Genomic DNA, 20,089 nt, shown 5'->3' on the forward strand with positions numbered 1-20,089 from the left:
CCCATGGCCGACGGCGCCGCCTCGCCGATCAAGACCACCTGCCCCTATTGCGGGGTCGGCTGCGGCGTGGCGGGCCGGCCTGAAGATGCGCGGGGTCTGGCGGTCTCGGGTGACAAGGATCACCCCGCCAATTTCGGCCGCCTGTGCTCCAAGGGTTCGGCGCTGGGCTCGACGGTCCACCTGCAGGGCCGGCTGCTGCATCCGATGATCGGCGACCGCGCCGTGGGCTGGAACGAGGCGACGGCCGCGGTGGCCGACGCCTTCTCCCGCACGATCGCGGAGCATGGGCCGGACTCGGTGGCCTTCTACGTCTCGGGACAACTGCTGACCGAGGACTACTACGCCGCCAACAAGCTGATGAAGGGCTTCATCGGCTCGGGCAATATCGACACCAATTCACGGCTCTGCATGGCTTCAGCTGTGGCGGCCCATGGCCAGGCCTTCGGCGCCGACCTGGTGCCGGGCTGCTATGAAGACCTCGACCTCGCCGACCTGGTGGTGTTCTCCGGCCATAACGCGGCCTGGACCCACCCGGTGCTGTTCCGCCGCATGGAGCAGGCCCGGGCGCGGGGCCAGCGCTGGATCGTCATCGACCCGCGCCGCACCGACACGGCGGAGGGTGCGGACCTCTTCCTGCCGCTGGCGCCCCAGACCGACGTGCGGCTGTGGAACGGCCTGCTGGCCTGGATGGACACCAACGGCGGGATCGACCGGTCCTATGTGGCGACCCATGTGAACGGCTTCGGCGACGTCCGCCGGGCGCTGGCCGCCGACGACCAGAGCCTGGAGGCCATCGCCCGCGACTGCGGCCTGACGCCCGACGCGGTGCTGGCCTTCTACGCCGCCTTCGCCGAGACCGAAAAGACGGTGACCCTGTTCAGCATGGGCGCCAACCAGTCGGCCCAGGGCGTGTCCAAGGGCCTGGCGATCCTCAACGCTCACCTGGCCAGCGGCAAGATCGGCAAGCCGGGCGCCGCGCCGTTCTCGATCACCGGTCAACCGAACGCCATGGGCGGGCGCGAGACCGGCGGCATGGCCACGACGCTCGCCGCTCACATGGGCTTCGGAAAGGCAGATCGTGAGCGGCTCGCCGCCTTCTGGAGGACGCCGCGGGTCGCGCCCGCGCCGGGCCTCAAGGCCGTCGAGATGTTCGAGGCGGTGCGCGACGGACGGATCAAGGCGATCTGGATCATGGCCACCAATCCGGTGGTCAGCCTGCCCGCCGCCTCGCGGGTGCGCGAGGCCCTGGCGGCCTGTCCCTTCGTGGCGGTCTCCGACGTCATGGCCGACACCGACACCCTCGAGTTCGCGCATGTGAGGCTGCCCGCCCTGGCCTGGGGCGAGAAGGACGGAACGGTCACCAATTCCGAGCGCCGCATCTCGCGCCAGCGGCCGCTGTTTGGCGCGCCCGGCGAGGCCCGCGCCGACTGGCGGATCGTCGCCGACGTCGCCGCCGCCATGGGTCACGGCGAGGCCTTTGGCTGGGAAAGCCCCGGCGACGTCTTCCGCGAATACGCCGCGCTCACCCGCTTCGAGAACGATGGCGCGCGTCTGCTCAACCTGGGGCCCCTGAGCGAACTGTCGGATGCGGGCTACGAGGCGCTTGAGCCGGTGCAGTGGCCGGTGGGGCCCAATGGCGGGACGGCGCGGCTGTTCACGGAGGGTGGTTTCCAGACGCCCGACGGCCGGGCTAACCTGAAACCCGTCAAGCCGCTGGGCCCCGCACGGCCGACCGACGCAGACTATCCCCTGGCGCTCAACACGGGCCGGGTGCGCGACCACTGGCACACCATGACCCGCACCGGCCTGGCCCCCGAACTCTGCCGCCACGCGCCGGAGCCGATGGTGGAGATCCATCCCGCCGACGCCGCCCGCTTCGGGATCGCCGATGGCGAACTGGCGCGGATCGAGACCCGCGTCGGCCAGGCCGTGGTCACCGCCAAGCTCAGTGATCGCCAGCGCCCCGGCGGCATCTTCCTGCCCATGCACTGGACCAACGCCTTCGCCCCGTCCGGCCGCTGCAATCCGCTGGTGGAGCCCTTCGTCGATCCCACCTCCGGTCAGCCGGAATTCAAGCACACGCCGGCCCGGGTCAGCGCCTATGGCGAGGCGTGGCGCGGCTTCCTGGTGACCCGGGAACCGCAATCGCCGCCGGCCGGCCTCGACCTGGTCTGGCGGCGCACGCCCTATGACGGCTGCCACGTCCACGAGTTCGCGGGCCTCGGCGGCCTCGAGGAGCGCGAAGCCGCCGCCGCCGTCCTGATGCCGGAGGGGGAGGGCGAGGCGCTGGCCATGGACGATCCGGCCCGCGGCACCGTGCGCCGGGCGGTGCTGCGCGACGGGCGGCCGGAACGGGTGCTGGTGGTCACCGAGATGGGCGGCTTGCCGGTGCGGGGGTGGATCGCCGACCGATTCCTGGACGAGGCGCTGTCGATGGCCGACCGGGCCGCCCTGCTGGCCGGCCGCGCGCCCGGTTCCCGCGACGAGGGCGCTATCGTCTGCGCCTGTTTCAAGGTCGGGACCCACAAGCTCACGGCCGCCGTCGCCCAGGGTGCCGAGACCATCGAGGCCTTGGGCGCGGCCACCGGGGCAGGGACCAACTGCGGGTCCTGCCGGCCCGAGCTCGCCCGCCTGCTGCGCAACACGTCCAAGGAGGAGGCCCGTCATGCCGCTTGAAATGGGCAAGGTCCGCCTGGTGGGCGCCGGCCCCGGCGCCGTCGACCTGATGACCGTCCGCGCCCTGCGCGCGGTGGAGTGCGCCCAGGCGCTGCTCTACGACGCCCTCATCCCCGACGAGATCCTGGCCCTGGCCCCGGCCGGCTGCGTGCGCATCCAGACCGGCAAGCGGGCCGGCAAGGCCAGCATGAGGCAGGAGACCATCAATCGCCTGATGCTGCGCCTGGCCCGTCGTGGGCTGGAGGTGGTGCGGCTGAAGGGCGGCGACCCCTCGGTGTTCGGCCGCTCGGGGGAGGAGCGCGCCTTCCTGGAAGCCCACGGCGTGGAGGTCGAGATCGTCCCGGGCGTCACCGCCGCCAGCGCCGCGGCCGCCCAGTTCGCCTTTCCGCTCAGCCATCGCGGCGAGGCGCGACGCGTCACCTTCGCCACCGCCCGCGTGCAGGACGGCAGCATCGTCGAGAGCGGCTGGAGCGGCCTGGCCGACACGGAGACCACCCTCATCCTCTACATGGCCCGCGACGCCGCGCGCGCCGTGGCGCAGCGCCTGATCGCCGAGGGCCGCGCGGCCGGCACGCCGGCCCTGGCCGTCGAGAACGCCGGACGACCCGAGGCGCGGATCATCTCGACGTCCCTGAGGATGTTGGGGGAAGAGGTTGAAAACGCCGCATTTTCGGGCCCCGTCTTGCTGGTGATCGGCGAGGTCGCCGGCCAGGCCCGCGCCGCCTATGCGCCCAGCCTCCGCGCGGCCTCGTCGAGATCCTGAGGCGTGTTGATGTTGAGGAAGGCCGCGGCGTCGGCATAGTCGACCAGGCCGCAGTCGTGATCTTCCAGGAAGCCATGGACCGGCGGATGGCGGCCGTCCGCCAGGGCGGCCTCGAGGTCGCCGATCAGCTCGACGCCCCAGGCGGCGCAGAGCGACTGCATGCCGTCCGGCGTCCGCGCCGCGGCGCAGGACCGGCCCTCGGCCGCCGCGACGAGGCGCGAAACGAGGTCGTCCGGCAGCAGGGGCGTGTCGCAGGGCAGGGTGATCAGCAGGCTCGCGCCCTGGGCCCGCGCCCATCTCAATCCGGCTAGGACGCCGCTCAGCGGACCCGTCGCCAGGCCGGGCGGATCACCCAGCACCGCCAGTCCGAGCCGCTCGGCCTCCGCCGCTCCGTCGCCGCCGGCCCGGACATTGACCGCCACGGCCCCGCAGTCGGCCGCCAGCCGCCCGCAGGCCCGCGCGAGCAGTGACCTGCCCGCCAGCATCGCCACCGCCTTCTCGCCGCCGAACCGCTGGGACAGCCCACCGGCGATCACCAGGCCAATCACCCGCTCCCTTTGCATGGCGACAAGGTCTCAAAGATCGCCCGCGGTGGAAAGCGGCTTCGGCGGCGCTGGCGATCGGAGCTGTAAGGAGGTGATCCGAGCCGCCGCCCTGTAGGTGGGGGTTCATTGATCGGTTCAGCGATCGGTTCAGCCGACTTCATCTGAACCTCAAAGTCCCTAGGCCGTCTTGCACGCGAAGGGCAAAGGCGTGACCGGCCTGCGCGCCACTCCCTCGTGGATCAGCAGCGCATTGAGGTTCGGATAGCGGCTCGGGTCAAAGTCCGGATAGATCAGGAACTGCATCAGCGTCGGCAGCCTCCCCTCCGTGTCCATGGGCAGCAGGATCCGATAGCCGCCCTCGGCGTCGCCCAACAGCATGGCGGCCTGCCAGCGGGTGGTTTCGCGGCCCACGGCGTCGACGCCCCGGCGCAGGATCCGGGCGTCTTCCACGCGACCCTCGGCGCAGGCCTGCCGGATCTCGGCCAGCATCTTGGTGTCGGCCGGCATGGCCGAGGCCTTCACCTGTTCCAGCAGCCGCCGCGCTTCAGCCAGGCGTCCCGCCCAGACGAAGGCCCGGTGCGCCTGGTACTGGGTCAGCGCATTGTCCGGCCGCGCCTCCAGTTGCCGCCGCGAACGCTGGACGGCGGCGTCGTACTGTAGGGCCATGACCGAGACCGTGATCGCCCGCGAGCGCGGATAGCCGTCCTCCATGGATAGGGTCTGCAGCCGCTCGGCCGCCCGCGCCATCCAGCGCCGCTCTCCGGCATAGGCCGACAGGTCGGCCATTTCCTCCCAGGCGTCGATGTCCCGCGGCCGGGCCTCCAGATAGCGGACCATCAGCCGGTGGGCGTCCTTGATCTGCAGTTGAGCGCTGGCCCGGGCGGCCCGGTACTTGAGGCTCTCGGCCTCGTTGGTGCTGGCCGCGATCGCGGCGTCGAGGCGCGCCACATAGTTCGCCCGTTCAACCTCGTCGCTCTGCTCCCGGCCGACGGCCACCACCCGGGTGGCGTTGCCGAACCAGCTGTTGGCCGCCCGCCAATGGGCCGCCGCGAAGTTGGGGTCCAGGGCCCGGGCGCGCTCGTACTCGACCGCTGCGGCGCGAGCGTAGCCTACATCGCCTTCGTCGGACTGCCGCTGATCCAGGGCCACCCCGCGCAGATAGGCCTCATAGGCCTCCACCGACCGGGTCCCGGCGTCGACCATGGCCCGCAGCCTCGCCGGTTCCAGAATGCTCTTCAGGGACGAGGCGATGTGGAAGGCGATGTCCTGCTGGATGGCGATGACGCCGCGGTCGTGGCGGTCATAGGTCTGCGACCAGAGCTGCGCCCCGTCCGCAGCGCGGATCAGTTGGGCGCTCACACGCACATGGTCGCCGTCGCGCCGCACCGAGCCGGTCAGCACGTGGGCGACGTCCAGCTCGCGCGCCACGGCGCGCACGTCCGCGTCGTTGTCGCGGAACCGCGCCGCCGCCTGCCGCGAGATCACCCGCAGGTCCGGCGCCCGGGCCAGGCTGAAGGAGATCTCCTCGGTCATGCCGTCGGCGAACCAGGTCTCGCTGCGCCCCGGAGTCAGGTCGGCGAAAGGCAGGACGACCACCGATTTCAACGCGGTCGCTTCGGCCGTCGCCGACGACTTGACCGCCACGTCCTGCCGCCAGGCGACGAGCACCGCGGCGCCGACCAGGCTCACTATCCCGAGGGCGAGCGCCACCAGCCATCCCGCCGGCCGTGTCCGGTCCCGTGGCGCAGCCTCGCCGGTGACCGCGGCGGTGACCAGTCCACCCATCCCCCGGCGCTCCACTGGCATCAGGAAGCGATAACCCCGGCCGTGGACGGTGCCGATCACCTCGGGGCTGCGGGCGTCGTCGCCCAGGGCGCGGCGCAGTTCCTTGATCGCGGTCGTCAGGACGGAATCGCTCACCGCCAGCCCCGGCCAGGCCCGTTGGAACAGTTCGTCCTTGGTCACCAGGACCTGCGGCCGTTCCATTAGGGCGCGCAGCAGGGCGAACGCCTTCCCGCCCAGATGCAGGGACGTCTCGGCGCGCCAAACGCGCTCATCTTCGAGGTCGAGCCGGTAAGGCCCGGCCACCAGGAACCGGTCAGTCATGCTCCGCCGCTAGCATCCAAAAGGTCCAACGCCTACGCCGCCGACGGGCGCCGGCGGCCCGCCTCAGAACTTCCTCAGAATACCGGGGGCGATTTCAGGCCGCCGGAACAGCGTTATCTCTTCGATATCGTAGCGCTTTCTCGTCCGCCACAGGGCCGCCGGCCGTCGCCGCCGCCTCGGCGAGATTTCAGAACCTTATCAGCGCCGCCGCAAGATTTTCAGGCCCCCCCGATGGGAGAAGCCCCGTCCCCGGCGCCGTCCGGGTCCGCGGGATCCATCGGATTCGCCGTCGGGCTCGGTCGCGCCGTCCCCACATTCTCAAACCGGCCAGGACCCCGCATGACGACCGATCCCCCTGACACCCTGCCCGACGCGGCGGCGCTCCTGAAGGCCGCGCCCACGGCCTGGGACGCCATCGCCGACACCCGGCGGCGCCTGGCGTTACGCGCCTGGCGCGACTGGCCCGCCGACCTGCCGTCCGAGATCGCTCCGCCGCCCGGCGGGTCCGACCCGGACTGACCCGACCCTTCCGTTCAAGGAGCCTTCCCGATGGGCCTCGCCCAGCCGCCGACCCGCCGCGCCGTCGCCGCCGGCCTCCTGGCCCTCGCCGCGCATCCGGCCCGGGCCCAGACGCCGCAAGCCGACATGCTGATGACCGCCTCCTACCAGACCGGCCGGTTCGCCCACGCGCGCTTCAACGCCAAGCTCGTCCTCTCGACCCGCGGGGGAGCCGATCGTGTCCGCCAGCTCCGCGGCGCCGGCAAGCTTCTCGAGAAGGGCGCCGCCAGCGCCCGGCTTATGCGCATCGAGGGACCCGCCGACATGCGCGGCGTCGCCACCCTCACCGTCGAGCGCCAGGCCGCCGCCGACGACCTCTGGGTCTATTTGCCCTCTCTGCGACGGGTGCGCCGATTGGTCTCCTCCAACCGCCGCGACCCTTGGATGGGCTCGGAGTTTTCCTTCGGCGACATCATCGGCCACGAGGTTGCCGACTGGCGCCACGCGATCCTCCGCCGCGAGCGGATCGGCGGCGGCGGCTGCACTCTCGTGGAGAGCTTACCCATCCGCCCGGGCCTGGCGTCCGAGACCGGCTATTCGCGTCGCCTTTCCTGGATCCGCGACGCCGACCTAGTCCCGGCTCGCGCCCAGTTCTTCGACCTGGCCGGCGGCCTCTTGAAGACCATGACCACCGCCGAGGTCCGCACCCTGGCGCCCGGCAAGGCCCAGGCCCTGCAGATCGCCATGCGTAACGAGCGCTCCGGCGCCGTCTCGCGGCTCGACTTCGCCGACTTCCGTATCGACGTGACGGTCGCCGACTCCGAGGTCGCCCCTGGAGCGCTGAAGTCGTGAGACCCGCCGTGCTCGCTCTCGGCGCATCCCTCGTCGCTTCGACCGCTCATGCCGACATCGAGACCTCCTGGCGCGTCGCCGGCTGGTCCGGCGACCGCACGTCCCAGGCGGAGGAGGGCCCGGTCGCCAACGCCGAGGCCTGGATCCGCGCTGGCGCCCCGTCCAGCGACGGCGCCGGGCTGCGTTTCGAGGCCTGGGTCGCCGCCGATCCGGTCGGCAAGGAGGCCGACGCCGACATCCGAGAGGCCTCGATCACCGTCACGCCCGGTCCCTTGCGCCTTACCGCCGGCCGGCAGGTCCACGCCTGGGGCCGCAGCGACCGGATCAACCCCACCGACGTGATCGGCGCCCGCGACCTGCGCCGCCTGACCGAGGACGACGCCGACAACCGCCTGGGCGCCGCCGGCGCCAGCATCCAACTCGACCTGGCCGGCGGCGTCGCCAGCCTGCACTGGCTGCCGGAGTTCCGCGCCAACCAGCTCCCCATCACCCTTCCGGCGCCCGAGATCCGCCACCGACCGGGCAATACCGAAGGTCAGTTCGCGTTGCGCTACGAACGCTACGGCCAGGCCCTCGACTGGTCGATCAGCTACGCGGACCTGGCCGACCGGACCCCATGGCTCGACCTGGGCCGGGCGGCCGGTCACCCCCAGATCATCCTTCGCCATCCGCGCCTGCGGATGCTGGGCGGCGACCTCGCCACCACCCTTGGGCCCTACGGCGTCCGCGCCGAGGCCGCGCTCTACGACTACGACCGCAGCGATCTCACCGGCCTGGCGCCCCGGCGGCCCAGGTTCGCCCTGGTGCTCGGCGCCGACCGCGACCTCCGGGGCCAGCTCAACCTCAATGTCCAGGCGGTGGTCCGCGCCAACGACACCCTGTTGGCGCCAACCGGCCCGAAGGCCGCCACCGCGCTCCGCAACGCCGCCATCCAGTACGCTTGGCGCGACACCGTCGCCGGCGCCACGGTACGCCTGCGCAAGCCCTTCGCCGCAGAGCGCGGCTCGGTGGAGGCCACGGTCGCCGCCTACGCCGGCGGCGGAACCTACGCCCAATTCCGCCTGGCCTACGCGCTGCGCGACGGCCTGCGCGCCAGCCTCTTCGCCGAACGCTTCGCCGGCCGGTCCGACAGCCTGTTCGGCCGCCTGGAAGACAATTCCCTCATCGCCGTGGGCCTGCGGGCTGGCTTCTGACCACACTGGAGATCTGAATGTTCCGTCTGTTGGGCAAGGCTATCGTCGGCCACCCCTACAAGTTCATCGCCGCCGCCGCCCTGGCCGCCGCCGTCGCCATTGCCGGCGCCGCGCAATCGCGGTTCGTCAGCGACTACGACTCCACCCTGCCAGAGCGCAGCCCTCTCACCAGCCAGATTCACAGGATCCAGGACCTGTTCGGCAGCCGCAGCACGCTCGCCCTCATCGTTTCCGGCGGCGCCCCGTCCGACCGGCTGAGCGCCGCCTGCGCCCTGACCACCGTCCTGGAACGCACGCAAGGCGTCGCCCCCGGCCGGGTCTACGGGGTGGGCTCCAACACCATGAAGTATGTCAGCGACGACGCTGGTGAACTGCAGGTGGTGGGGCTGGGCGAGCTCTGCGCCAGGGGCGATGGGCTCACCCCCGCGGTCCTTGAGGGCCTGGGTCCCCAGGCCCCCCTGGTCCAGGCTCCCGACGGCTCGCTGACCGTCTATGCCGACCTCGACGCCATCAGCGGAGCCTATGGCGACATCCTCAGGAAGATCGACGGCGACATCGCCCATATCGAGAGAGACGGCGTGACGATCGACTATTCCGGCCAGCCCGCGTTCCTGGCCCAGAATGACATGTTCTCCAAGCGGATTGCTCTGTTCTTCCCGGGGATCATGCTGCTGATCCTGCTGCTGCACTGGGAGGCCCTACGCTCGATCCAGGCCGTGGTGATCCCGATATTCACGGGCCTGACGGCTACCGCCATCGCGGTCGGGGTCTATGGCTGGCTGAGGCTGCCCCTGGACACCTACGCGGTGCTCGCGCCCATCCTGGTCCTCGCCGTCGGCGCCGGTCACTCAGTCCAGCTCCTCAAGCGCTACATGGAGGAGGTCCGCGCCCGCGTGCCGGAGGGGCGGGCCACCCGCGCCCAGAACGACGAGGCGCTCGTCGAGACCATCGCCGCCATGGGTCCGGTCCTCACCCTGGCCGTCATTGGCGCCACGGCCTGCCTCTTCGCGCTGCTGCTGCTCGATGTGGCGGCGCTCGCCCGCTTCGGCGTCCTGGCCGGCGTCGGCGTGCTGGGCGCGCTCGCCCTGGAGCTGACCCTGGTCCCGGCCGTCCGCGCCGTCCTGCCCCTGCCGATGGTCAAACCGGGCTTCGGCGAGCTCAGCACCCTCTGGAACCGCGGCCTGGCGGCCGTGGGCGATCTGGCGCTGAAGGCGCCCAGGCTCTCCATCGGCGTCGGCCTCGCCCTATTCGGGGCCTTGCTCGCGCTGGGCCTGGCCAATGTCCGCCCGTCCCACAGCATCTCGGTCTATACCGATCAGGAGCTGCCGGTGCAGAGGACCATCCGGACCTTCGTCGGGGCCGGTGTCGGCCCCTATGTCCTGGACGTGGTCATCGACGCCGGCGGCCCGCAACAGGCCTATGAGCCGAACGCCATGGAGGCCGCCCGCGCCCTGCAGGCGGTCCTCGCCGAGGATCCCGCCGTCCGCACGACGCTCTCCGCGCCCTCGGTCATCGGCTTCTTGAAATGCCGCTTCGCCAGCGCCGTCGATTGCGCCGCCGTCCGCATCGAGAGCGCCGAGGAGGCCAATCAGATATGGACGGTGCTCTTCGGCGGCGGCCGGGACGCTGGCCTCATCGACGACGGCGGCCGCTACCTCCGGGTCCGCGCCTTCGTGGAGACCGACGAGACCAACGTCGCCAACCGCCTGATCGACCTGGCTGAAAGCTCGGCGCGGTCCCGCGGCCTGGACATCACCGTCGGCGGCTCGGCCCTCGCCGCCAAGGCCCTGGCCGACGGCATCATCCGGGTCAGCCTGGAAAAGGCCGTGCTGCTTATCGTCGTGGTCGCCCTGATCGGCGGCCTGGCCTTCCGCAGCCTGAAGATGGCGGTGCTGTTCGCCATCCCCAGCGTGATCACCGTGCTGACCAATTTCGCCTATCTGGGCTGGAGCGGCGTCACCCTCAACGTCGCCACCGCCGCGGTCGCCACAATCGCCGTGGGGGTCGGCCTCGACTACTTGATCTATCTCGCCTTCCGCATCCGCGAGGCGCAGGCGCGAGGCCTACCGTTCGAGGCCGCCGTCCGCGAGGGCCACCGCTCGGCCGGCGGGGCGGCCCTCTGCGTGGCTATGGCCGTGGCGGCCGGCTACCTCGTCCTGCTGTTCTCCCCCGGCTATCTGCTGCACCATTGGATCGCGGCCCTGGTGCCGATCACCATGCTCTCCAGCCTGTTCGGCGCGCTGTTCGTCTTCCCCTTCCTCTTGCGCATCACGCAGGGCTGGGAGCGGAAGGGCGCAGCGCCGTCGGGCGGGTAGGCTCGTGAAAGCGTGGCGGGGCCTTTGCGTGCAATGGCTCGCGCCGCTCGCGCCGGGTCGGGGCGCGGGCGAATTCCCATCTATGCCCTGTTACTGGGAATTGGAGTGGGCCTTCGAAAGGCACGCATCTGGAATGGGCTGCGAGAGAAAGCCTAGAAGTCCCTCATGCGGGGCGTTCGTCGGGCCTTCGGAGAGCCAAGTGTCTCGGAAATAGAGACCCAGCCCGCCGACTTGTCGGACGAATTCGTGGGTCCCTGAAGCGTCTGGTCTGGCACCAGACGAGTTGGTCGGAGTGGCAGGATTCGAACCTGCGACCCCCGCGTCCCGAACGCGGTGCTCTACCAGACTGAGCCACACTCCGACTTGAGAGCGCGCCTTATAGAGGAGCCCCCGCAGCGCCGCAAGCGGCCGTGAAACAAGCTTTTGCGGAGGCGTTGCATCGCCGGTTCGGTTGGGCTATCTCCACGCCCTCGCTGCGGGCCCAGGCCCGCGCGCCGTTCCTGCTGGGGAATGGTGTAATGGTAACACTGCGGTTTTTGGTACCGTCATTCTAGGTTCGAGTCCTAGTTCCCCAGCCAATCTCTCCCCCGACCACGAAACGGCCGCCGGCCTCAGCCGGCCATGCCCTGTGTCAGCACGCGGACGAAGAGGCCGATCTGGATCAGGGCCAGCAGGGCCATGCCGGCCAGGATGACGGTGAGGCCGCTGCGCGCCCAGTGGACGGCGTTGCGGCGGAGGTTCAGGCGCACGGTGGACTCCTTTGGGACGGCGCAAGGGTCTTCCCGCCGTTCCGCGCAAGTCGCGGGCCATGGCTCCGCTTGTGTCAGGCGCCGCCGAGCGACAGTCCCGGGGCGTCCGGGCCGCTGGCGTCGCCGCCGTTCAGCGCCTTCTGCATCCAGACGATGTCCACCCACCTGCCATGCTTGAACCCGAAGCTCTTGCCCACGCCCGACGGCTCGAAGCCCAGGGCGCGGTGCAGGGCGATGGAGCCGGCATTGCCGCTGTCGCCGATCACCGCCACCACCTGGCGGATCCCGAAGGCCTCGCAGGCGCTCAGGACCTCGCTGAGCACCGCCTTGCCGACGCCGCGGCCCATGGCCTCGGGGGCGACATAGACGCTGTCCTCGACCGTGTAGCGATAGGCCGCCCGCGGCCGGAACGGCCCGGCATAGGCGAAGCCCAGCACCTGGCCGGCGTCCTCGGCCACCAGATAGGGCAGGCCGCGCTCGACGATGGCCGCTCGGCGTCCGGCCATGTCATCGGCCGTCGGCGGGACCTCCTCGAAGGTGCCGAAGCCGTGCAGCACGTGGTGGCCATAGATGGCGGCGAGCGCCGGGGCGTCGGTGGCGAGGGACGGCCTCACGATCATTTTTCCCAGCCCCGCTCCGCCGCCCAGATGGCGAAAGCGTAGTCCAGGGCGATCTCCTTCAGGAAGTCGAAACGGCCCGAGGCGCCGCCGTGGCCGGCCTCCATGTTGATCTTGAGCAGGATGGGGGCGCGGCCCGTCGTGTTCTCGCGCAGCTTGGCCACCCACTTCTGCGGCTCCCAATAGGTGACGCGGGGATCCGATAGGCCGCCGGTGGCCAGGATCGCCGGATAGGGCTTGGGCGCGACCTGATCATAGGGGCTGTAGGACGCGATGCGGTCATAGGCCTGGGCGTCCTCGACGGGATTGCCCCATTCGGGCCATTCCGGCGGGGTGAGCGGCAAGGTGGTGTCGCTCATGGTGTTCAGCACGTCGACGAAGGGCACCGCGGCGATGATCCCGCTCCACAGTTCGGGCCGCAGGTTGGCGATCGCGCCCATCAGCATGCCGCCCGCCGAGCCGCCATAGGCCGCCATCTCGCCGAGCGCGCCGTAGCCGTTGGCGGCCAGGTGCTCGGCGCAGGCGATGAAGTCGGTGAAGGTGTTGGTCTTCTTCTCCTTGCGCCCGTCCAGGAACCAGCCCCAGCCCTTGTCCGAGCCGCCGCGCACATGGGCCACGGCCCAGATCCATCCACGGTCCACCAGGCTGAGATTGCGGATCGAGAAGCTGGGCTCCATGGCGTGGCCGTAGGAGCCGTAGCCGTAAAGCAGCAGCCGCGCCGAGCCGTCCAGTGGGGTGTCCTTGAGCATCAGGACGGTGATCGGCACCTCGGCCCCGTCGCTGGCGGTGGCATAGAGGCGGCGCGCCACGTAGCGAGCGGGGTCGTGACCCGAGGGGATCTCCTGGGTCTTGCGCAGGGTCCGCTCGCGAGAGGTCATGTCGTAGTCGAACCACTGCCGGGGCGTGGTCGGCGACTGGTAGACGAAGCGGGTGAGGGTGGTCTCGTACTCGTAGCCGCCCTCCAGGGAGAGGGCATAGGCCTCCTCGTCGAAGGCCACCACATGCTCGGCGCCGTCGCGAGCCATGACCACGATCTCGTCCAGGGCGTTGACCCGCTGGGCGCGGACCAGGTGGCCGGCGAAGGCCGCGAAGCCGGTGATGTAGCGGCCGGGCTGGTGGGGGACGAACTCGGTCCAGCTCGACTTGGCCGGGATCTCCGCGCTCGAGGCCATCAGCTTGAAGTCCACGGCGCCGTCGGCGTTGGTGCGGATCACCCAGCGGTCAGTCCAGTGGTCGAGCTCGTACTTGACCCCCACGCGCCGGGGCTCGGCCACGAAGGGCGGCCGGGTCGGATCGCCGGCCGGGATCAGCCAGATCTCGGTGGTCTCCTGATTGCCCACATGGACGACCATGTGGCTGTCGTCGGAGGTCTTGCCGACGCCGAGGAACATGCCCTCGTCCTTCTCCTCATAGACTAGCACGTCCTCGCCGCCGCGGGCCGGGCGGCGGAAGACCTTGGAGGGCCGGGCGTTCTCGTCGCGCCAGATCCAGAACAGCCACTGGCTGTCCGGCGAGAAGGTGAAGTCGCCATAGGCGCTGTCGATCTGGAAGGGCAGGGTCTCGCCCGTCGCCAGGTCCTTGAGCCGGATCGTGTAGTACTCCGAGCCCTGCTCGTCGGCGGCCCAGGCGTAGAGCCGATGGTCGGGGCTGTGATGGGCCGCGCCGACCTGGAAGAAGGCCTTGTCCTTGGCCAGGGCGTCCTCGTCCAGCAGCACCACCTCGCCGTCGGACCGGCCGCGCGGGCGGCGGCCGTGGACGGGATGCTCGGCGCCGATCTCGTAGCGCACGTAATAGTCCCAGGCGCCGTCGGAGGCCGGGACCGACGAGTCGTCCTCCTTGATGCGGCCTTTCATCTCGGCGAACAGCTGGGCCTGCAGGGCCTCGGTGCCGGCCAGCATGGCCTTGGTGTAGGCGTTCTCGGCGTCGAGATGCTCGCGGATGTCGGCGCGCAGGATCTTAGGATCGCGCAGCACCTCCTTCCAGTTCTCGTCCTTCATCCAGGCGTAGTCGTCGGTGCGCGTGCGCCCGAGCTGCTGGAAGGTCTTGGGATCGCGACGGGCGACGGGAGGTTTGGGAGCGCTCATGGCTCGCTACATGCGACGCCAGGCGCGGGCCCTCAAGGGCCCATGCGCGCAGGGCGTGTCCCGGCCGCCACTTCTTAATGCGACCTGTTTCGCTCATGAGATCGTGAACGCAGGGAACCCGGGGTCGCCTGCAGAGGCCTCCGGAACCTTCCGTGTTGATTTTGCGGGCATTTTCACGGCGACGCCTGCTTGCGCCGGCGGCAGGGCGCGGCGATCGGGCGCAGTCTGACGGGGCTTCGTGGCCTAGGCGTTAACCATGTTCTTAAACAACTAATGGAGTGTCTGGGGCGTACGATTTGTGGCGTAAAGGGGGCGGGCAATGGTCATGGACCTTTCAGTGGAGCTGATCCACGCAACCGTTCAGCTCGAACAGCCGCTGGGCGACGGCACGCGCACCGTCGGCACCGGCTTTCTGATCACCTCCGCAGGTCCCGATGGGGCCCCGCGCACGGTGCTGGTCACCGCCAACCACGTCCTGGCGAAGATGCCGGGCGCCGAGGCGCGCATCGGCTATCGCATCGCCAACCCCGACGGCAGCTGGAGCTATTCGCCCCAGACCGTGCGCATCCGCGACGCCGGCGGCGGCAAGCTCTGGACGGCCCATCCCTCCCGCGACGTGGCCGCGATCTCGATCACCGCGCCAGAGCCCTTCGCCAAGGCGGCGATCCCGCTGTCGTGGCTGGCCGAGGACGACACCTTCAAGACCAACCAGGTCGGCGCCGGCGATGAGATGATGGCGCTGGGCTTCCCGCGCGGCCTGGCCGCCAACCAGGCGGGCTTCCCGATCCTGCGGGCCGGCCGCGTGGCCTCATTCCCGGTGGCCCCGGCCAAGGTCTTCCCGACCTTCCTGCTCGATTTCTCCGTCTTCCCGGGCAATTCGGGTGGGCCGGTGTTCATGTCCCAGGCCGCGCGCCGCCGCCTTGGCGCGTCCGAGGCCACGGAGGTCCAGTTCATCGCCGGCTTGCTGACCCAGCAGGTGGAGCTGAACAGCGAGCGCCTGGAGATCGGCATCGTCACCCACGCCAAGTTCATCCGCGAGACCATCGCCCTGATCGACAACCCCGCCGCCCCGGTCACCCAGGCGCGGACCGAGGTGTTCGCAGGCGCCAAGGCGGCCTCGGCGGAAGAGGCCGTGGCGCGGGACTAGGCCGGCGGCGGCCTATCACGAACGATGGTCTCGATCCGGCGGTCGGGGATCAGCCACACCAGCGCCACGCCGAGATAGAGCAGACCCGCGGCGGCCGTGTTCACGAAGGCCAGGGCCATGCCGGCCAGGTAGATGACCGGCGAGATCTTCCCCTTGAGGTCGCGGCCGAGTGCGCGCCGTAGGGGCGAGTCAGGCCCCTGCTGACGGATGATCGCCGTCTGCATGATGACCCAGGCGATCGCCGACAGGAGCAGCGAGCCGCCGTAGAACGCTGTCGGAAGCGGGGCGAAGTGGTTCTCGCCCATCCACGCCGTCGTGAACGGTATGGTCGAGAGCCAGAACAGCAGGTGCATGTTCGCCCACAGGACCGTGCCGTCCACGGTCTTCACCAGATGGAAGAAGTGGTGGTGATTGTTCCAGTAGATGGCGACGTAGATGAAGCTGAGCAGGTAGCTCAGGAACACGGGCCTGAGTTCCGCCAGCGCCTCGAAGTCCGCCCCATGCGGCGCCTTCATCTCCAGCACCATGATCGTGATAATGACGGCGAGGACGGCGTCGGTGAACGCCGTCAACCTGTCACGTTCCATCTGGTCCTCGCTGCGTCGTTGGGTATGCGGCGAGAATGGCGCCAGCCTTGCCGTGAAGCTAGGACGCTGAGCGAACGCGGCCCTTGAGGTGTGCGTGAGTCATGGCCGCGACACCGCCGGCGAGAAATCCCGCCCAGAGGACCATCGACACTTCCGCCAGGCCCGGAGCATAGGCGTGGTAGGACGCAACCGGCGGGTAGGCGTGGACGGCGACGAAGTTGTTCATCATCAAGTAGGCCCCGCTGGAGATGGCGAGCAGCGGCCCTCCCAGGGTCCAGGCGCGCAGGAAGGCGAGCGGACGCTCCATGCCAGCCGCCGGCGTCTTTCGCAGTCGTGCGAGGGCGCGGAGCCAGACGACGATGGCGGCGCCGGCGACACTCCAGAGGACCACCGACAGCAGCCTGACCTCCAGTCCCGCCTCGCTGAAAGTCATGGCGAGCTTGGCGCCGCAGCACATCGTCTTGCTCGTCGCCGCGGCGGCGTCATTGGCCGTCAGCCCGGCCAACGCCACGGTGATCCCGCCCTCGATCCACTTCATCGACCCCTCCATGATTACAGATGTAATCATGCTGTATGAAGAGACTACATCTGTAAACCTATGACGACGTCGAAGTCCGCGGCGAATAGACGAACTCCAGCTTGAGTCCGTCCGGATCGGCGAAGAACACCGCGTAATAGGGATCGCCGTAGCGGGGATAGTCGGCCGGCGGGTCGAGGACCTGGGCGCCGATCTCAAGGAGTAGGGCGTGCAGGGCGTCGACGTCGGCGCGGCTCTCGGCGGCCCAGGCCACGTGGTGCAGGCCCGGCGAATAGCGGTCGTGGGGGCGGGGCTCGTCCTGCGCCTTCATGATGCCGATGGAGCAGAATCCCTCGGGGCGGGCCAGGTCGAAGTCGAAGCCGCGCGGATGCTCGGCGGCCTGGACGTAGCCCAGGAACCCCAGGACGCTCGCGTAGAAGTCCCGCGAGGCCCAGGGATCCCGGATGGTCAGATCCAGATGGTGGATCGAACCGCGCAACTGGCGCCTAGGCGCCGTAGATGACCGAGATCGTCTCGGCGATGCAGGCGGGCTTGGCCTCGCCCTCGATCTCGATGGTGCATTCGTTCTTCAGCTGCATGCCGCCGGACTTGGGCTCGGCGCCGATCAGCTTCTGGCGCATGCGCACGCGCTTGCCGACCCGGACCATGTTGATGAAGCGCACCTTGTCGGAGCCGTAGTTGATGCCGCGGACGACGCCCTTCACCGGCAGCATGCCGGCGCCGAGCATCGGGATGAGGGAGAGGGTCAGGTAGCCGTGGGCGATGGGCCCGCCGATTTCCTTGGTGGCGCGCTCGACATCGACATGGATCCACTGGTGGTCGCCGGTGGCTTCGGCGAACTGGTTGACCCGCTCCTGGCTGATCTCGACCCAATCCGACACGCCGACTTCCTGGCCAACCAGGCCGGGCAGGTCCTTGAACTCCACCGGGTTCATCGTCTTCTCCCTCATTTTGAAACAGGTGTTCGAGGGATAAGCGTCCGCTCGGAACCGAGCAAGGCTTTGACGTGGCCGTTTCCGACTTTAAACAGCCCCTCATGCAACGCGCTCTCTCCGTCAGCCGGCTGACCGGCAACAAATCCACCTTCCCCGACTGGTACCAGGCCATCGTCCGCGAGGCGGACATGGCCGAGCTGTCGCCCGTGCGCGGCTCGATGATCATCAAGCCGTGGGGCTATGGCGTCTGGGAGCGGATCCAGCAGACCATGGACCGGCGCATCAAGGCGATGGGCGTCGACAACTGCTACTTCCCGCTGTTCATCCCCCTGGGCTTCTTCGCCAAGGAGGCCGAGCACGTGGAGGGCTTCGCCAAGGAGATGGCGGTGGTCACCCACCACCGGCTGAAGCTGATCGACGGCAAGCTGCAGCCCGACCCGGACGCCAAGCTCGACGAGCCGCTGATCGTGCGGCCCACCTCCGAGACCATCATCGGCGACGCATTCTCGCGCTGGATCAAGAGCCACCGCGACCTGCCCATGAAGATCAACCAGTGGGCCAATGTGGTCCGCTGGGAGATGCGCACGCGGCTGTTCCTGCGGACATCGGAATTCCTCTGGCAGGAGGGCCACACGGCCCACGCCAGCCGCGAGGACGCGCTGAAGTCCACGCTGGAAGCGCTGGAGATGTACCGCGAGTTCTCCGAGACCGTGCTGGCCGTGCCGGTGATCGCCGGCGAGAAGCCGGAGAATGAGCGTTTCCCCGGGGCCGACAACACCTTCTCCATCGAGGCCATGATGCAGGACGGCAAGGCCCTGCAGGCCGGGACCTCGCACTATCTGGGGACCAGCTTCGCCCGCGCCCAGAACATCCGCTACCAGGGCGACGCCGGGGAGCTGGAGTTCTGCCACACCTCCAGCTGGGGGACGTCCACCCGCCTGATCGGCGGGCTGATCATGACTCACGGCGACGACGACGGCCTGCGCCTGCCGCCGGCCGTGGCGCCGCGCCAGGTGGTGGTGGTGCCGATGCTGCGCGGCAAGCCGGAGGACACCGAGGTGCTGGCCTATGGCCAGGCCCTGGTGAAGGACCTGGAGCAGCAGTTCGCCCTGGGCGAGCCGATCCGCGCCCTGCTGGACGTCAAGGACCAGAAGTCGGCCGACAAGCGCTGGAACTGGGTGCGCCGGGGCGCGCCGATCATCGTCGAGCTGGGCCCCCGCGACGCCGCCGGCGGCCAGGTCACCTTCATGCGCCGCGACGACCTGCGCGACGGCGATCGGGTGAAGAACCAGGCCATGAGCCGCGACGACTTCGTCACCGCCGCGCCCGGCCTGCTGGCCTCCATTCAGCAGACCTTGTTCGATGAGGCCAAGGCCAGGCTGGACGCCAATATCGTCAGCGACCTGACCACCTTCGACCAGGTGGCCGAGCATTTCGGCCAGGTGGCTGATGAGGACGAGGAGGCGAGCCCCTTCCGCGGCTGGGTCCGCGCGTCCTGGTCGCGGCCGAGCGGCGACGACCTGGAGGCGGTGGTGCAGAAGCTGAAAGCCTTCAAGCTCACCCTGCGCAACGCGCCAATGGACCAGCCGGTAAGCTTCGGCCCCTGCATCTTCACCGGCGCTCCGGGCGTCGAGGAGATCCTGATCGGGCGGTCGTACTAGGCGGGCCGCTCGGCCAGGTAGGTCGCGTAGACCGGTTCCTCATAGCTCGCCTGGAGCATTGTGAAACCGGCTTCCGCGATCAGGCGCTCCAGGACCCACCCAAAGGTGGAGTGCTCGTCGCGCACGTGACAGGCCACGTCGTCGCGCGTGTAGCCGGTTTGCGCCGTCATGTAGTCGACCCAGGCCTCGACGGTCGCCGCGATCGCTGCCGGCGCGCAGTTGAAGACCACATCCTCGATGTAGAGCCGGCCGCCCGGCTTCAATGCGTCATAGATCCGCACGAGGGCCGCCGCCTTCCAGAAATCGGGCAGGTGATGCAGGGCGAACTTGCTGGTCACCAGGTCGAGACCGGAGGCCTCGAACGTCAGGAAGCCGGCGTGCTGTAGGCGAAGCGCCACGCCCGATTCGCAGGCCCTCTGCTCGACGGCCCGCAGCATGGTCTTCGAGACATCGACGGCCTGGACCCGCGCGCCCATGGCGGCCGCCTGGCAGGCCATGATCCCGGTGCCGCAGCCGATGTCGGCCATGGCTGTTGCAGGGCCGACGCCGAGGCGGTCCAGCAGCACCGCGTCCTTCGCGGCGGAACCGCCTTGCCGGGCGTCGTAGGTCTCGACCTCGCCTTCGTCCTCGAAGTCGAGGCCGACCTGGCGAAGGTCATCATAGAACCAGTCTTGCATGTATCTCTCCATCGGGGGGCGCGGATGGAGGTTTGGCCGGTCTCCATCCGCCAGGGGCGGGGACCGGCCGTTCACGACCTAGTTCAGGGCCGCGCGCGTCCGTGTACCCCCCGGGGAGGGGGCTACTTGGCGGCGGAGAATGGCGC

General features: G+C 69.7%; 18 protein-coding genes and 2 tRNA genes. 9 read left to right on the plus strand and 11 right to left on the minus strand.

Features of this window, described 5'->3' with window-relative positions:
- The first annotated feature begins 3 nt into the window (after positions 1-3).
- A complete protein-coding gene (locus V6M51_RS11335; RefSeq protein WP_332767229.1) occupies positions 4-2,676 on the plus strand; it encodes a nitrate reductase in 2,673 nt (890 codons plus the stop codon).
- Positions 2,666-3,439, plus strand: a complete 774-nt coding sequence (gene cobA, locus V6M51_RS11340; RefSeq protein ID WP_332767231.1) for a uroporphyrinogen-III C-methyltransferase — start codon at positions 2,666-2,668, stop codon at positions 3,437-3,439. The genes V6M51_RS11335 and cobA overlap by 11 nt, the downstream gene beginning before the upstream one ends.
- Here the strand turns inward: cobA and mobA are convergent.
- Together mobA and V6M51_RS11350 are read right to left on the minus strand one after the other, a co-directional pair.
- Complete coding sequence (gene mobA, locus V6M51_RS11345) at positions 3,400-4,002, minus strand: molybdenum cofactor guanylyltransferase (protein ID WP_332767233.1); 603 nt, start codon at positions 4,000-4,002, stop codon at positions 3,400-3,402. The genes cobA and mobA overlap by 40 nt on opposite strands.
- Before the next feature lie 159 nt (positions 4,003-4,161).
- Positions 4,162-6,090: a winged helix-turn-helix domain-containing protein gene (locus V6M51_RS11350; RefSeq protein ID WP_332767235.1), complete on the minus strand. Its 1,929-nt coding sequence runs from the start codon at positions 6,088-6,090 to the stop codon at positions 4,162-4,164.
- Between the two features lie 339 nt (positions 6,091-6,429).
- Here V6M51_RS11350 and V6M51_RS11355 point away from each other — a divergent pair, with 339 nt between their 5' ends.
- From V6M51_RS11355 to V6M51_RS11370, 4 genes are read left to right on the plus strand one after another with little or no spacing between them, the layout of a single operon-like run.
- Positions 6,430-6,609, plus strand: a complete 180-nt coding sequence (locus tag V6M51_RS11355) for a hypothetical protein (RefSeq protein WP_332767237.1) — start codon at positions 6,430-6,432, stop codon at positions 6,607-6,609.
- Positions 6,610-6,639: 30 nt separating this feature from the next.
- Positions 6,640-7,440 (plus strand): outer membrane lipoprotein-sorting protein, encoded by an 801-nt coding sequence (locus tag V6M51_RS11360; protein WP_332767239.1) that lies wholly within the window; start codon positions 6,640-6,642, stop codon positions 7,438-7,440.
- Positions 7,437-8,633 (plus strand): DUF1302 family protein, encoded by a 1,197-nt coding sequence (locus V6M51_RS11365; RefSeq protein ID WP_332767241.1) that lies wholly within the window; start codon positions 7,437-7,439, stop codon positions 8,631-8,633. The genes V6M51_RS11360 and V6M51_RS11365 overlap by 4 nt, the downstream gene beginning before the upstream one ends.
- Positions 8,634-8,650: 17 nt before the next feature.
- On the plus strand, positions 8,651-10,948 hold the full coding sequence (locus tag V6M51_RS11370) for an efflux RND transporter permease subunit (RefSeq protein ID WP_332767243.1): 2,298 nt from the start codon (positions 8,651-8,653) through the stop codon (positions 10,946-10,948).
- Between the two features lie 284 nt (positions 10,949-11,232).
- Here V6M51_RS11370 and V6M51_RS11375 read toward each other — a convergent pair.
- Positions 11,233-11,309, minus strand: a tRNA-Pro gene (locus V6M51_RS11375).
- A gap of 143 nt (positions 11,310-11,452) precedes the next feature.
- On the opposite strand from V6M51_RS11375, the gene V6M51_RS11380 reads away from it, so the two are divergent.
- A tRNA-Gln gene (locus V6M51_RS11380) sits at positions 11,453-11,526 on the plus strand.
- 33 nt (positions 11,527-11,559) lie between these two features.
- Here the strand turns inward: V6M51_RS11380 and V6M51_RS11385 are convergent.
- From V6M51_RS11385 to V6M51_RS11395, 3 genes are all read right to left on the minus strand, one after another.
- A complete protein-coding gene (locus tag V6M51_RS11385; RefSeq protein ID WP_332767245.1) occupies positions 11,560-11,697 on the minus strand; it encodes a hypothetical protein in 138 nt (45 codons plus the stop codon).
- Positions 11,698-11,771: 74 nt separating this feature from the next.
- The gene (locus V6M51_RS11390) at positions 11,772-12,317 is read right to left on the minus strand and encodes a GNAT family N-acetyltransferase (RefSeq protein ID WP_332767247.1); all 546 of its coding nucleotides are present in this window, start codon (positions 12,315-12,317) and stop codon (positions 11,772-11,774) included.
- Positions 12,314-14,398 (minus strand): S9 family peptidase, encoded by a 2,085-nt coding sequence (locus V6M51_RS11395; protein WP_332767249.1) that lies wholly within the window; start codon positions 14,396-14,398, stop codon positions 12,314-12,316. Before V6M51_RS11395 ends, V6M51_RS11390 begins: the two co-directional genes overlap by 4 nt.
- A 325-nt stretch (positions 14,399-14,723) precedes the next feature.
- Here V6M51_RS11395 and V6M51_RS11400 point away from each other — a divergent pair, with 325 nt between their 5' ends.
- On the plus strand, positions 14,724-15,545 hold the full coding sequence (locus V6M51_RS11400; protein WP_332767250.1) for a trypsin-like serine peptidase: 822 nt from the start codon (positions 14,724-14,726) through the stop codon (positions 15,543-15,545).
- Here the strand turns inward: V6M51_RS11400 and V6M51_RS11405 are convergent.
- Genes V6M51_RS11405 through V6M51_RS11420 form a run of 4 tightly spaced genes read right to left on the minus strand, consistent with a single transcriptional unit; the run spans position 15,542 to position 17,605 of the window.
- Positions 15,542-16,132, minus strand: coding sequence for a TMEM175 family protein (locus V6M51_RS11405; RefSeq protein WP_332767251.1), 591 nt, complete (start codon positions 16,130-16,132; stop codon positions 15,542-15,544). The genes V6M51_RS11400 and V6M51_RS11405 overlap by 4 nt on opposite strands.
- A 58-nt stretch (positions 16,133-16,190) precedes the next feature.
- Positions 16,191-16,670 carry a hypothetical protein gene (locus tag V6M51_RS11410; RefSeq protein ID WP_332767252.1) on the minus strand — a complete coding sequence of 160 codons (480 nt, stop codon included), beginning with the start codon at positions 16,668-16,670 and terminating at the stop codon, positions 16,191-16,193.
- 58 nt (positions 16,671-16,728) lie between these two features.
- Positions 16,729-17,148 (minus strand): VOC family protein, encoded by a 420-nt coding sequence (locus tag V6M51_RS11415; RefSeq protein WP_332767253.1) that lies wholly within the window; start codon positions 17,146-17,148, stop codon positions 16,729-16,731.
- Positions 17,149-17,155: 7 nt separating this feature from the next.
- Positions 17,156-17,605, minus strand: a complete 450-nt coding sequence (locus V6M51_RS11420; protein WP_332767254.1) for a MaoC family dehydratase — start codon at positions 17,603-17,605, stop codon at positions 17,156-17,158.
- 101 nt (positions 17,606-17,706) lie between these two features.
- On the opposite strand from V6M51_RS11420, the gene V6M51_RS11425 reads away from it, so the two are divergent.
- Entirely contained in the window at positions 17,707-19,266 is a 1,560-nt protein-coding gene (locus V6M51_RS11425; RefSeq protein WP_332767256.1) for an aminoacyl--tRNA ligase-related protein, read from the plus strand.
- On the opposite strand, the gene V6M51_RS11430 is transcribed toward V6M51_RS11425, so the two are convergent.
- Positions 19,263-19,943, minus strand: coding sequence for a class I SAM-dependent methyltransferase (locus V6M51_RS11430; protein ID WP_332767258.1), 681 nt, complete (start codon positions 19,941-19,943; stop codon positions 19,263-19,265). The genes V6M51_RS11425 and V6M51_RS11430 overlap by 4 nt on opposite strands.
- Positions 19,944-20,089 lie beyond the last annotated feature (146 nt).

Source organism: Phenylobacterium sp. (genome assembly GCF_036677185.1).
Classification (GTDB): Bacteria; Pseudomonadota; Alphaproteobacteria; order Caulobacterales; family Caulobacteraceae; genus Phenylobacterium.